14 protein-coding genes are annotated in these 13,104 nt (G+C 63.8%); 5 read left to right on the top strand and 9 right to left on the bottom strand.

Translation table 11 applies throughout. The annotated features are described in order from the left end of the window. Positions 1–4: 4 nt before the first annotated feature. Together AC2TC0_RS06795 and AC2TC0_RS06790 are read right to left on the bottom strand one after the other, a co-directional pair. The gene (locus AC2TC0_RS06795) at positions 5–580 is read right to left on the bottom strand and encodes a PilZ domain-containing protein (protein ID WP_484716757.1); all 576 of its coding nucleotides are present in this window, start codon (positions 578–580) and stop codon (positions 5–7) included. A gap of 194 nt (positions 581–774) precedes the next feature. Then, positions 775–1,233 (bottom strand): Lrp/AsnC family transcriptional regulator, encoded by a 459-nt coding sequence (locus tag AC2TC0_RS06790; protein WP_484716756.1) that lies wholly within the window; start codon positions 1,231–1,233, stop codon positions 775–777. 127 nt (positions 1,234–1,360) lie between these two features. Between AC2TC0_RS06790 and AC2TC0_RS06785 the strand changes: the two genes are divergently transcribed. Both AC2TC0_RS06785 and AC2TC0_RS06780 read left to right on the top strand, forming a co-directional pair. Next, positions 1,361–1,612 (top strand): DUF6356 family protein, encoded by a 252-nt coding sequence (locus AC2TC0_RS06785; RefSeq protein WP_484716755.1) that lies wholly within the window; start codon positions 1,361–1,363, stop codon positions 1,610–1,612. 68 nt (positions 1,613–1,680) lie between these two features. Further along, a complete protein-coding gene (locus tag AC2TC0_RS06780) occupies positions 1,681–2,928 on the top strand; it encodes an acetyl-CoA C-acetyltransferase (protein ID WP_484716754.1) in 1,248 nt (415 codons plus the stop codon). Between the two features lie 97 nt (positions 2,929–3,025). Here AC2TC0_RS06780 and AC2TC0_RS06775 read toward each other — a convergent pair whose 3' ends face one another. From AC2TC0_RS06775 to AC2TC0_RS06760, 4 genes are read right to left on the bottom strand one after another with little or no spacing between them, the layout of a single operon-like run. Further along, positions 3,026–4,405, bottom strand: coding sequence for an efflux transporter outer membrane subunit (locus tag AC2TC0_RS06775; RefSeq protein ID WP_484716753.1), 1,380 nt, complete (start codon positions 4,403–4,405; stop codon positions 3,026–3,028). Next, positions 4,402–5,364 carry an efflux RND transporter periplasmic adaptor subunit gene (locus AC2TC0_RS06770; protein ID WP_484716752.1) on the bottom strand — a complete coding sequence of 321 codons (963 nt, stop codon included), beginning with the start codon at positions 5,362–5,364 and terminating at the stop codon, positions 4,402–4,404. Before AC2TC0_RS06770 ends, AC2TC0_RS06775 begins: the two co-directional genes overlap by 4 nt. Continuing rightward, complete coding sequence (locus AC2TC0_RS06765) at positions 5,364–6,080, bottom strand: ABC transporter ATP-binding protein (protein ID WP_484716751.1); 717 nt, start codon at positions 6,078–6,080, stop codon at positions 5,364–5,366. Before AC2TC0_RS06765 ends, AC2TC0_RS06770 begins: the two co-directional genes overlap by 1 nt. Further along, positions 6,077–7,216 carry an ABC transporter permease gene (locus AC2TC0_RS06760; protein WP_484716750.1) on the bottom strand — a complete coding sequence of 380 codons (1,140 nt, stop codon included), beginning with the start codon at positions 7,214–7,216 and terminating at the stop codon, positions 6,077–6,079. The genes AC2TC0_RS06765 and AC2TC0_RS06760 overlap by 4 nt, the downstream gene beginning before the upstream one ends. Before the next feature lie 156 nt (positions 7,217–7,372). On the opposite strand from AC2TC0_RS06760, the gene AC2TC0_RS06755 reads away from it, so the two are divergent. Continuing rightward, on the top strand, positions 7,373–7,954 hold the full coding sequence (locus AC2TC0_RS06755; protein WP_484716749.1) for a TetR/AcrR family transcriptional regulator: 582 nt from the start codon (positions 7,373–7,375) through the stop codon (positions 7,952–7,954). Here AC2TC0_RS06755 and AC2TC0_RS06750 read toward each other — a convergent pair. The 3 genes from AC2TC0_RS06750 to AC2TC0_RS06740 form a co-directional block, all read right to left on the bottom strand. Continuing rightward, positions 7,942–8,787, bottom strand: coding sequence for an HpcH/HpaI aldolase/citrate lyase family protein (locus tag AC2TC0_RS06750; RefSeq protein WP_484716748.1), 846 nt, complete (start codon positions 8,785–8,787; stop codon positions 7,942–7,944). The genes AC2TC0_RS06755 and AC2TC0_RS06750 overlap by 13 nt on opposite strands. Then, positions 8,784–9,236 carry a MaoC family dehydratase gene (locus AC2TC0_RS06745; RefSeq protein WP_484716747.1) on the bottom strand — a complete coding sequence of 151 codons (453 nt, stop codon included), beginning with the start codon at positions 9,234–9,236 and terminating at the stop codon, positions 8,784–8,786. The genes AC2TC0_RS06750 and AC2TC0_RS06745 overlap by 4 nt, the downstream gene beginning before the upstream one ends. Positions 9,237–9,305: 69 nt before the next feature. Further along, on the bottom strand, positions 9,306–10,787 hold the full coding sequence (locus AC2TC0_RS06740) for a phospholipase D-like domain-containing protein (RefSeq protein WP_484716746.1): 1,482 nt from the start codon (positions 10,785–10,787) through the stop codon (positions 9,306–9,308). A 98-nt stretch (positions 10,788–10,885) separates the two neighbouring features. Between AC2TC0_RS06740 and AC2TC0_RS06735 the strand changes: the two genes are divergently transcribed. Beyond that, complete coding sequence (locus tag AC2TC0_RS06735) at positions 10,886–11,647, top strand: hypothetical protein (RefSeq protein WP_484716745.1); 762 nt, start codon at positions 10,886–10,888, stop codon at positions 11,645–11,647. Continuing rightward, on the top strand, positions 11,541–13,103 hold the full coding sequence (locus AC2TC0_RS06730) for a Y-family DNA polymerase (RefSeq protein ID WP_484716744.1): 1,563 nt from the start codon (positions 11,541–11,543) through the stop codon (positions 13,101–13,103). Before AC2TC0_RS06735 ends, AC2TC0_RS06730 begins: the two co-directional genes overlap by 107 nt. Position 13,104: the final 1 nt, after the last annotated feature.

Here is a 13,104-nt window from a genome sequence, read left to right as displayed (position 1 = left end):
CGCGTTACATCAAAAAATAGCTGCCAACGCCGACCAGTGCACCCACTAGCCCGGCGTACACGAGCAGCGACAGTCCTGCGCCGGATGCACCTTTGCCCGACCGGCGACGTCCGGCACGGCCCGATTGGCTGGATGCGATCGATCCCGGGTTCCAGGTGCCAAGAACATCGGCAATCCGTACGTCTTTGGACCGGGTGCCAACGCCACCCCCCTCCCATTCTTGCGCCGCTAATGCAGCTTCGGCGTCCTCCAGCGCTTTGGGATCGACTGTCTCGCCGCGCAGGCTCAACACCAACGCCTTGGGTAGCTTCTCCTCGAACTTGACGCCAATCTGCTTGCCCCGGGCCCATTGGACAGTCGCAAAGACCCGCACCTTGCCTAGCGCCAGCCACAAGGATTCGCCGACCGGAACCGCGTGATCAATTTTGATCTTGGCACCTCCAAGCGAGACATCGCATATGGTGCAGGAAATGGAGCCCATCGGCATTTCCAAACTGGCGGGCATGGCAATCGGCGCCCGGCCATAGTCACGCTGGCAAGCGTCATTTTGAGAAGTCCCGGCAGATGAGACAGCAACCATCGGAATATGGTAAGCGGTCTAGGTTAGCCGAAATGGCGTTCCGTCCTACGTAGAAACGCTTATTCTTGCGATTGTTTCAGCACCACCCCGGCGTTAGTTGACCCGAACGTGATGCGGGCCGCAGCCGGATCCAGTGCACTTGGAAAAAACGCAAAGCTTATTGCCACGCCATGCGCAAAGCGCGCTAAACGCGCTCACAACGGCACCTCGGTCGTGTACTTGATCTGCTCCATTGCGAACGAGCTGCTCACATCGGAAAGCCGCGCCGCGCGGATCATCTCTTTGTAGATGCGGTCATAATCGGCGATGTCGCGGCAGACGATTTTCAGAAGGTAATCGACGTCACCGCTCATGCGGTAGAATTCGGTGACTTCGGGAATGGCGCGGATGGCCTGCGCAAATTGCACCAGCCAGTCCTCGTCATGCTGGCTGGTGCGCACTGACACGAACACGGTGGTGCCGACGCCCAGCTTGGCTCGGTCGAGCAGCGCGACGCGGTTGGTGATGATGCCGTCAGCCTCCAACCGCTTGATGCGCTTCCAGCACGGCGTTTGCGACAATCCGACGCGCTCGGCGACGTCGGCGATGGACAATGTGGCATCGCTTTGCAGCAGAGCGAGGATACGGCGGTCGACGTTATCGAGGATATTCATTCTTCATACGCCGGACTAGAGAGAAGATAATTCTATTATATTGCCTTTATGGGGACGAAAAAAGCAATGACTTTCGCCCTTTCCCGCCCTAAACCTCAAACCATCGATATGCGCGAGGATAAAGAAGATGCCCAACCCCTTCACCGACCACCCGAGCCATGTCGGCGAGAGCTATTTCGAGCATCTCCACACCGCGGGCAGCTTTGGCGTGACGATGATTGTGGGCGGCATCGCCTGTTTCCTCCACGGCCTGTTTCCCTTTGCCTTCACCACCACGGGCAGCGATGCGATCCGGCGGCTGAACGCGCAAATGGTGACCAAGCGCGCCGACCGGCTGCGCGCCGATCCGACGCTTCAGAATATCGAATGGGTGATTTGACGCTGGCGGCTTGAAATACGCCACGCTCCCCGCCAAGTTGCAATCAACAACTGAAACGGAGAGAACCCATGCCCGAAGCCTATATCATCGACGCCGCCCGCACCCCGCGGGGGATTGGCAAGCCGGGCAAGGGCGCGCTGTCGCATTTCCACCCGCAGCACCTCGCCGCCACGGTGTTGAAGGCGATCAGGGAGCGCAACGACCTCAACACCGCTGACGTGAACGACGTCATCTGGTCGACCAGCACGCAAAAGGGCAAGCAAGGCGGCGACCTCGGCCGCATGGCGGCGCTGGACGCGGGCTATGACATTCGCGCCTCGGGCATGACGCTCGACCGTTTCTGTGGCGGCGGCATCACTTCGGTCAACCTCGCCGCCGCAACCATCATGTCGGGGATGGAGGATCTGGTTGTCGCCGGCGGCACCGAGATGATGAGCTATACCCAGATCATGGCCGCCGAAGAGGCCGAAAAGGGCATCAAGCCGATGGGCATCGGGTCGGGCAACATGCGCCTGATGATGAAGCACCCGCAATCGCACCAGGGCGTGTGCGGCGATGCGATTGCGGCCAAGGAAGGGATCAGCCGCGCCGATGTCGACGCGCTAGGTTACGACAGCCAGCAAAAGGCTGCGCGCGCGATTGCCGAAGGGCGCTTTGCCAAATCGCTGGTGCCGGTGCTGAACGATGACGGCAGTGTTGCGCTCGACCATGAGGAATTTCCGCGTCCCGAAACCACCCTCGAAGGGCTGGCCGGGCTCAAGGCCAGCTTTGACGCCATCGCCGATTATGATCTCGGTGGCATGACCTTCCGCAAGCTCATCCAGATGAAATATCCCGACCTCAACTGGACCGGCGTGCATCACGCAGGCAATAGCTCGGGGGTGGTCGATGGCGCAGCGGCGGTGTTGCTGGCGTCGAAGGATTATGCCGAAAAGAACGGCCTGAAGCCGCGCGCACGGGTCGTCGCTTTTGCAAATGAAGGCGATTGCCCGACGCTGATGTTGAACGCCCCGGTGCCCGCAGCGAAAAAGGTGCTGGCGCGCGCGGGCCTCACCCCCGACGATATCGACCTGTGGGAAATCAACGAGGCGTTTGCTGTAGTGGCGGAAAAATTCATCCGCGACCTGCGGCTCGACCGCGACAAGGTGAATGTCAATGGCGGTGCCTGCGCGCTGGGTCACCCCATCGGCGCGACGGGGTCAATCCTGATCGGGACGATCCTGGACGAGCTCGAGCGCCGCGACCTAAAGCGCGGCTTGGTGACGATGTGCGCTGCGGGCGGAATGGCCCCGGCGATAATCATCGAGCGCGTTTGAAATATCGGTCGTCGTCCTGAACTTGTTTCAGGACAACAACCAGCAGTCCGTTGTCCTGAAACAAGTTCAGGACGACGAATATGGGATGATCGGGTGCTTACCCCCCAAAGCCGCGATAAACGGCGATCTCCGCCTGCTTCGCCGCGCCGCGGGCGCTGGCGAGCGACTGGCGGGTGGTGTTGAGTTGGCGCTGCGCATCGATGACGCCGAGGAAGTCACTGAGGCCCATGCGATAGCGCTGCATTGACAGCGCCAACGCGTCGGCCTCGATGCGCTGCTGCGCCTCGAGTGCAGCCACGCGGCCGCGCTGCGCCGCCAGGCTGCCGAGCGCGGTTTCGCCTTCGCCGATGGCCGCAAAGACGGTCTGGCGATACAATGCAAAGGCTTCCGCAGCGTCGGCTTCACGCGCGTCAATCTGCGCGCCGATGCGCCCGAAATCGAGCAGCGGTGCTGCAATGTTGCCTCCTAGCGAAGCGGTCAGGCTGTCGCTGCTGAACAAATCGCCGAACGCCAGCGCGGCGAGGCCCAGCGCAGCGTTGATGCTGATTTGGGGAAAGCGCGCGGCGGCAGCGGCAGCGATTTCCTGATTGGCGGCGGCTAGGCGCGCTTCGGCGGCGACAATATCGGGCCGTTGGCGCAGCAGGTCGGACGGCAGTCCGGTCTGAGGTAGCGGATGCAAGCCGGCGGGCTCAGGGGAAGCAGCGAAAGCGGCGGCCACCTCTGTCCCGCTGCGCGCGGTCAGCGTCACCAAACGGCCGAGCGCATTGGCCAGATCCGCTTCAGCGGGGCCACGCTGTGCAAGTGCGGCAGCCTCGAGCCCTTCAGCGCGGACGAGGTCAAGGGCGGGGACCAACCCGGCGCGCGCACGTGCTTCAGTCAGCGCCACCAGCGCGTCAGCGTCGGCGAGGTCCTGAGTCACGATATCCAGCCGCGCCTGAGCCGTGCGATAGTCCACTGCGGCGCGCGCAATGTCGCTTACCAGTGCCAGCCGCACTGCGCGGGCATCCGCTTCGGCGGCATTGAGCCGCAATGCCGCTGCCCGCTGCGTCGCGCGAAGCCGCCCGAACAGGTCGAGATCCCAGCTGGCATCGATGGCCAGGCTAAAGTTGCTGGTTGTCGTATCGAAGCCAGGGAAGTCGATGACATTGTTGCGCGTCGAACGGTCACGACTGGCGCTGCCCGACGCGTTGATATTGGGCGCACGCTCGGCGCCTGCGGCGCGCAGGGCGGCCCGTGCCGCTTGCACGCGGGCCAGCGCGACTTGCAAGTCGGGCGCGTCGGCGTCGATCGCCGCGAGCAGCGCGCGAAATGCGGGGTCTTCGTTGGGCAGCAACGCAGTGAGGGGCGCACGCGCCGCCGGATCCGGAGCGTATGCAAAGCCAGACGGGAGCACGACGGACGAGGCTTGCGGCCCCTCCCCTACCGCCGCACAGCCGCTAAGCAATGCCAGCGCGGCAAAAGCGGCGACCCGCTTCATGGCTTTGCCTTTGCGGGCACAAAGCCATCGACCTGCTGCCCAACAAAGAAACCGCGTTCGCCATCGGGCAGTGCGAAGATCAGCTGCAGCACGCGCACATCGACCCGCTCGGTCGCGCTGTTGGTAAGCGAGACTTTGGGAACGATCAGCGGCTCCGCACGCACGAAAGTCGCGGTGACCTGCCGCCGCGCGTCGCCGCGCGGGCTGATCACTGCCGCCTTGCCGATGTCGAGTCGCTCGATCTGGTTTTCATCAATATCCAGGCGGATATGTAGCGGCTTGGTCGCACCCAGCTTCATCAGCACGGCAGCGGTGCCCTGCGTGCCTGCAAATTCGCCGGCGCGCGTATCGACTTGCAGCACTTCCATCGCGGCAGGCGCGCGGACGGTATGGCGGTCGAGCTCGACGCGCGCCTGCGCTAGCTGCGCTTCGGCCTGCCGCGCTTGCGCAGTCGCAACGGCGAGTTCAGCGCGGGCATTGGCCACAGCATCGCGGCGGGTGATTACCTCTTGCTGCGACACGGCGCGCGCGTCATCCACCGCCTGATAGAGCGCATATTGGTTTTGCGCGACCCTTAGCGCGGTCTCGGCAGCGGCGATGCTCTGGCGCGCGGTGGCGGCCTGCGCCGCCGCCTCACTTACGGCCGCGCGCGCAGTACGGCTGTCGATCTCGAGCAGCGGTTGGCCCGCTGCAACTTGATCGCCCGGTCGGACAAACACGCGGGCAACCACGCCCGATACATGGGCGGCGATATCGACCGTTTCGCTAGATGGCTCGACTACACCGGTACCGACGACGCTGCCGCTCTGGCGCTGCGCTTCGGGCGTTCTGGCGGGAGTCTCGGGGGGCGTCGCCAACGACCGATCGGGCTGCGACGACGCGATGTAGATGACGGAGCCGACGATGCCGACAACGGCCAGAGCAGGCAGAATCATGCGGGAGAAGCTGGGGCGTTTCATTATGATTCCTGTTTGTGCAGCACGCTGGCGTCGCGGCCATCGTGGGTGATGCGGCCGTCCTCCATCGCGAGGATGCGGTCGGCGAGGTCGAAAATACGGTTGTCATGGGTGACGATAATGACCGCGCGGTCAGCAGCGAGTGCGACTTCGCGCAGCAGGTCCATCACGCGGCGTCCCGATTTGGCGTCGAGCGCAGCAGTCGGCTCGTCGCATACGATCAAGCGCGGCTGGTGCACCAGCGCCCGCGCAATGGCGACCCGTTGTTGCTGACCACCCGACAGTTGGCGCGGGAATTTGTCTGCCTGCGCCGTCATGTTGAGCCGTTCGAGCAGCGCGCGCGCCTCATCCTCTGCCTCGCTGCGGCGCATGCCAGCAGCAATGAGCGGGATGGCGGCGTTCTGCGCGGCGGTGAGCGTAGGGAGCAGATTATATTGCTGGAAGATAAAGCCGATGTTCGACAGGCGAAAGCGCACCAGTTCATTGTCGCTGAGATCATAGATGGGCGTGTCGAACACCGACACTGTGCCCACGGTGGGGTATAAGATGCCTGCGATGATCGAGATTAGCGTCGTTTTGCCCGAACCGGATTCGCCGACAAGATAGGTGAGCTCGCCCGCCTGCACATCGACGCTGACATCATGAAGCACGCGGATGCTACCATCGCCAACGGGGAAGTCTTTGGCGACGTTGTGAACAGAGATTGCGACCCTGCTCATCGGAACACCGATGCAGGGTCGGTGTTCAGGACGCCGCGCATGGCGATGTGGCTGGTCACGCCAACGATGGCCAAGACCAGCCCCAGCGTAATCAGCGGAATTTCCCAGAGCATGTAGAAGCCCTTGAACGCGTCGTTGTTGGCCGCGCCAAGCCCGATGAAGGCCGTCGCCATGGCAAGACCGAGCCCGTAGCCGATGAGGATGACAAGGAAGCTTTGCGCCGCAACCATGTCCATGATCTTACGGTTGGTGACGCCGATGGCCTTCAGCATCCCGAACTGCTTGATATTGTCGCGCAGGAACAGGCTGAGCGTCAGGCCCACAATAGCGACGCCGACGACCACGCCCAAGATAACGGTGATGCCGAAATTGATCGGAATGCCAGTGTTTTCGACGATGAAATTGACACCGTCACGGGTAAAATCTTCGCTGGTTCGCGCTTTCAGGCCGGTTTGCTCCGTGATCCGCGCGGTCAGTTGTTCTGCGCTGATCGAGCCATCACTGCGCACCAGCACGAACGACAAGCGGTTTCGCGTCCCTGGAACGTAATTGAGCGCATTCGAATAGCGCGTGTAGAGCGTCACCTGCGCAGTGAAGGTCGGTACGCTATCGACAATCCCCTTCACAATCGCGCGCTGGTCATTCAGCTCCAGCTCGGTGCCCACGACATCGGGGCTGTCGCCAAATAATTTGCGTGCACCGGTATCGTCGATGAACACGGCATTGGGGTCCATAAGCCGCTCGCGCGAGCCCTCGGTCATGCGGCGCGGCAGGCCGATGAGCGCGCTGTCGTCCACGCCAATCACCGTCACGCCTTCCAGATCACCGTCGGGGGTGCGGATGGTGGCGTTGCTGCGCAACATGGGCGAGGCAAAGGCCACACCGGGCACCGCACGCACACGGTCGAGCGCGGTAATCGGCATGGGGAATATCACATCGGCGGTGCGCGATGCTGGATCCATCACCCAAATGTCCGCAGTCGACACTTCCTGTACCGCGACGCCGCCACGGAAGATCAAGTTGACAAACAGGGTCAGCTGCTGGGTGATGAGCAGGGTCGAGAATGCAATGCCAAACACCAGCCCCAGGAATTTCACCCGATCCCCGGTAAGCATGCGGATGGCGACCCAATTCATGACCCCGGCGAACCCTTTTGGCGTGAGCGACTCGACGCAGCGACATTTAGCGCCTATGTTAGTGAACACAAGCGTTCATTTGAACGCGTCCGTTCAATAACGCTGTGAGTGGCAACAGGTTGCATGCAAAGCAAAAAAGCCCACCGACCCGTCGATATGGCTAAGCAACAGGCAATATTGGAGGCCGCGCGCGAGGAATTTTTCGATGTCGGCTATGCGGCGGCGTCGATCGAACGCATTGCGCAGGTCGCCGAAGTATCCAAGGTGACCATCTACAACCATTATCAGGGCAAGGAGAATCTCTTCTCCGCGGTGGTAGCGAGCCAGTGCGAAATGATGCGCTTTGCCGTCGATCGCGCGCTGGGCGGGTCCGATGATTTCCGCGCCGAGCTCATTGCCTTCGGCCAATCGATGCTGGGCTTTCTGAGCAGCGAGGAGATTTTGCGCTTTGACCGGCGACTAGCGGGCGAGATTGAACGCTATCCCGAAATGGGTGAATTGTTTCTGGAAGCCGGGCCGCACCGGCTGCGTGCGATGCTGACCGCCGCCATGGCCGAGGCGATGGAGCGCGGCCATATCGCACGCGCCGACCCCTATGTCGCGGCCAGCCATTTGTTTGGCATCATCCGTGGCTTCACCGAGGTCGAATGGCGCTTTGGCAATCTGGAGAACACACGGCTAGACGAAGCGCGCATCGCCGACGCGGTCGACCGCTTTCTGCGCGCCTATGCCCCCTGAGCGAGAATGCGCTGCGCCGCTTTAAGGTGCGGTGCATCAAGCATTTTGCCGTCGAGTGCCAATGCCCCGGCACCAGGATCGGCCGCGAACAGATCGACGACCGCGCGCGCTTGTGCCACCTCGTCGGCAGTGGGCGTGAAGGCCGCGTTGATCACAGGGACCTGCGCCGGGTGAATCGCGAGCATCCCATTGAACCCGTCGCGCCGCGCGCGGGCAGCGTAGGCACCAAGCCCATCCAGATCCTTGAACGCCGGATAGACAGTGTCGATGGCAAGCACCCCGGCGGCATGCGCGCCCATCAGCGCTAGTGTGCGCACCACTTCATAGACCGGGGTATAACGGCCATCTTCCTCCCGCGATGTTGTAGCGCCGATGGCGGCAGGCAAATCTTCGGCGCCCCAGCTGAGACCGAGCAGCCGGTCAGACACGCTGCCATAACTGCCAAGGCCAAAAATCGCCTGCGGGACTTCGGTGGCAATGGCAAGGATGCGGCTGGTGCGATTGCCAAGCGCCGTCAGCCGCTGGGCAAGTTCAGCGACCGATGCGCCATCGACCGATTTGGGCAGGACATAGCCGTGCGGCGTGACGCCAGCCAGCACCGCCAGGTCTTCATCAATCAAGCCGCTATCAAGCGGGTTCAGCCGGACGAAGATCGCGGGACCACCAGCCTCGCGCGCAACGAAGTCAGCCACAGCCAGGCGTGCTTCCGGCTTGGCCGACAGCGCTACCGCATCTTCCAGATCAAGGATCAGCGCATCAGCCCCGCTGCCACGCGCCTTGTCCATCCGGTCGGGCCGGTCGCCCGGCACGAACAACAGCGATCGCAGCCTCACGCTGGCCGCCGTTTGATCAGCGCGCTGCGCAGGCACTGGCACACGAGTTCGCCACGTTGATTGAACATACGGTGGGTAAAGGTGACGATACCCGCATCGGCGCGCGACTTGGATTCGCGCAGCTCGGTCACTTCTGTCTCGGCGCGCAGCGTGTCGCCCAGAAAAACGGGCTTGGGCATGACTAGCTTGTCATAGCCGAGGTTCGCGACCAGCGTCCCCAGCGTTGTGTCGCCCACCGACAGCCCGACCATCAGCGAGAATGTGAAAGTACCGTTGACAAGGATTTGACCAAATTCGCTCGCGCGCGCCGCCTCGGCATCGATGTGGAGCGGCTGCGGATTATGCGTCATCGTCGAAAAGAGCAGATTGTCGGTTTCCGTCACGGTGCGGCGAATATCATGCTCCATCCGGTCCCCGACCTGCCATTCGTCAAAAAAACGTCCCGCCAAGGCGGCCTCCCCTGCAATGCCTGAATGTGGCCCGTTTATCTCGCTTGTTTTGCGGAGGGCGTCCAGCAATTAGGGCGCCTCCGCTCTGGCGCCTTTCCTTTTTCGGCGCGGGGCGCGCAGAACTCGGCTCGCACTGAACAGGCCAGAACTGGTCATGGGTTCGAACAGGTCTTCGGGCTTTTCCGGGTCAAGCACGGCATTGTCAGCCAGGGCCTGTTCGTCAGATGACAAATCCTTGAGATCAAGACGCACCAATCGTCGTCCTGCGGTCACGCTATCTGCTAATGCGCGCATCGAACCTAGCCGGCACAGCCGCTTCGCCGTGGTTTCTGCGTCCAGCCCGATATGTTCGGCAAGCAGCGATATTCGCAGCGCAGCGATGGTCGCGGCATCGGCATCGTTGGCCGCCTTAATGCTGAGGTCGCATTCGCTGTCGAGCCCTAGCGAGCGATTGTTCATATTGGCCGATCCCACGCGCAGGATGCAGTCATCGACGATCATCAGCTTTGAGTGAACATATATCGGCGCGCCGCCGCTGGTCACCGGACAATAGATGGAGAAACGGTCGCGGTGGTCCTTTTCGCCGATGGCACGCAGCAATTGCACGCGCGCGCTGTCCATCGCCTTCTGCTCCAGCCAGCCATCGGCAGTCTGAGGCGCGACAATGAAGATTTCGGGCGGGTCGGGTTCGGCCATTCGCAGCGCAATCGCCTCGGCTATCTTGCGCGAGGCGAAATACTGGTTCTCGGCATAGATGAAATGCTTCGCCGCGGCGATCTGGTCGAGAAACAGCCGCTCAATCTCGCGGACCGCGCCATGCTCCTGATGCGCGGCACGGGTGCGGGCGATGCCGATGAGGACATTGCGAAACTCGGCGTCGACATGGTCGGGCCAGGCTGTGGTTTGCGACGGCACGCAGGGTTTCATCGCTTCGCCGCCCGCCACCACCCAGCGGTCGCGTGCCAACTCAGCGAGCGCGGCGGCGGCTTCACCTTCAACCAGCATGGTGGCATCGTGCCATGGGCCATAGGGCGTGCCGTTGGGTCGGCGGCGGTGGCGGTCATCATCCAGATGTGCGCGCGTGTCCCAGCGGTCCTGCGTCATGTCGATGCCGCCGCAGACCGCGAATTGATCATCGATCACCACAATTTTCTGGTGATGGCTGCACCCGAAGGGGTGCGCGCTGTCGAGCTTGAAATCGATATTTTTGCGCCCGGCCCAGCGCGCGACATCAAGGATCGCGCGCCCGCGCCCGAGCAGCTTCATCGCGCCGAAATTCCATTTGAGGATGCGGATTTCCAGCTCGGGCCGCCGCTCGGCCAGCCACAGGATGAACTCGCCCAGCCGCTTGGGCGGATCGCCTGCCGTGCGCCGTTTGAAGGTCAGCGGGATGCGCGTGTCGAAATCCCAGCCGACGAGCATGATGCGCTGTTCGGCCTTCAGCATCGCAGCGCGCATCGCTGCATAATAGTCGGCAGCATCGATGACGACGTGCGCGCGGCTGGCAATGGCGCTGCGCCAGTAAGGGGCCTGATCGTCGCGCTTGCTCATTGGGGCCAACTCCTTGCCGCCACAGTCATTCCGTTTCGCAGCATAGAAAAGAAATCAAGCAACTTGATTGCAGCTTAATGAGAACATAATAAGAACATATGCGAATCGACCATGCCTCCTTGCGCAGTCCTGCGCCACCCGCCGCCGACGGCCGCTGGGCGAGCGGCGTGACAACGCTCGACGCCGCACTGGGGGGCGGGCTGGCACACGGCCATGTGCACGAAATTTACGCTGCCGAGAGGGGCGATGCGGCAAGTGCGGCAGGATTTGCGCTGGCCGTCGCGGCGGGGATGGCGGGGGAGGACCACGCGCTGCTGTGGCTACGCGCGCGCCGCGACATCGCTGCGGCAGGGATCGTGCAGGCGCAGGGCTGGCGCGAGCTGGGAGCGCTGCCCGAAAATACCTTGGTCGCCATCGTGCACGATACCATCGCACTGCTGCGCGCCGCCGCCGATGCCCTGCGCTCGGCCGCGCCGGGGGCCGTGGTGGTCGAAGGCTGGGGGCGGATGCGCGAGCTTGATCTGACCGCCAGCCGCCGTCTGGTGCTGGCTGCGGAAAAATCGGGCGTACCGTTGATCCTGCTGCGCATCGATGCCGCGCCAATGCCCAGCGCCGCGCAAACCCGCTGGCAGGTGGCGGCCGCGCCGTCGCGCGCGTTGCCCGGGCAAGCGCCGGGCCTGCCTGCCTTTGACCTTGAGCTGTTGCGCCAGAAGGCCGGACCGTCCGGTCTATCCTGGCGGCTGGAGTGGGACCGTGATCAACGCCAATTCCGCGACGCGGCGTTATCTGGCGCTGTGGTTTGTCCATCTGTCCACCGACCGGTGGCGGATCGAGACGCCGCACCGCGCCGCGCCGCCTGAAGCCCCGCTGGCGCTGGTCGCCAAGGTGAAGGGCGCGCTGCGGTTGCGCGCAGTTGATGCGCGTGCGTTGGCGCTGGGGCTGGTCCCCGGCATGGCGCTGGCCGATGCGCGCGCGCGCGAACCCGCGCTCACCGTCGCCGACATGGACGAAGCCGCCGACCGCCACTGGTTGGCGCTGATGGCGCGCCATTGCCAGCGGTGGACACCGCTGGTGACCACCGCGCCGCCCGACGGCATCACGCTCGACATCGCCGGGGTGGAGCATCTGTTCGGCGGTGAGGCGGGACTGATCGCTGAGGTAGAGGCGGATTTCTCCGCTGCTGGCATGGCGCTGCGCCTCGCCGCCGCGGCTACATCCGAGGGTGCGCAGGCGCTGGCGCGCCACGCCGCATCGCCGGGTAAGGACGAACAGGCAGCGATCGGCGCGCTACCCGTCGCCGCGCTGGGGCTGGAGGCCGAGGCAACGGTAGCGCTGCGACGCGCGGGGCTGCAAACGGTGCGCGACGTCATGGTGCGCCCGGCAGCAAGCATCGCCGCGCGTTTCGGCAGCGGTGCAGTGACCGCGCTGCGCCGCCTGACGGGTGAGGCGCGCGCACCCATCGACCCCCTGCCGGCGCCCGACCCACTGCGCTTCACGCGCCGCTTTGCCGAACCACTGGGCGACCAGACGGCGATTGCACATCATTTCCTGAACCTGATGGCCGAAGCGGTACGCGCGCTGGGCGAACGCGGGATGGGCGGGCGGTGCTTTGCACTGACGCTGTGGCGCAGCGACGGGGCGAAGCACCGGCTCGACATCGAAACGGGTCAGCCGACGCGCGATCCGGCGCTGGTGCTGCGGTTGTTCGACGAACGCATCGCGTCGCTGGCTGACCCGCTCGATCCCGGTTTCGGCTATGACCAGCTCACCCTGACCGTTGCCGCCGCCGAGCCACTGGGCGTCAGCCAAGGCGTGCTTGATGGTAACGCCGCCAACGAGGCGGTGCTGGCCGAGCTGGTCGACCGGCTGAGCACGCGGCTAGGCCCCGCCAGCCTGCGCCGTCTGGTCCCGCACGACAGCCATATTCCCGAACAGGCGCAGCTCGCCCTGCCCGCGGTCACGTTGCGCACCCCGCGGCGCTGGCCCGCACCGCCGGCGGGTGAACCGCCGCTGCGCCCCTTGTTCCTGTTCGACCCACCGCAGCCGGTCGAGGTGATTGCCGAGGTTCCCGACGGCCCGCCGCACCGCTTCCGCTGGCGGCGCAAGCTGCACGAGGTGCACCTTTATGAAGGGCCCGAGCGCATCGCCGCCGAATGGTGGCGCCGCGAAGGGGGTGAGCATCCGGGGCAAGGCGGGCTGACGCGCGATTATTTCCGCATCGAGGATGCACGCGGACGCCGCTTCTGGATTTTCCGGCATGGGCTGTACGACGAAAAGCCGCAGCCCAAATGGTATCTGCATGGGTTGTTTGCGTGAG

It is taken from the genome of Sphingopyxis sp. sgz302558 (assembly GCF_057220455.1).
This window is presented reverse-complemented; position numbering and strand designations above follow the sequence as displayed.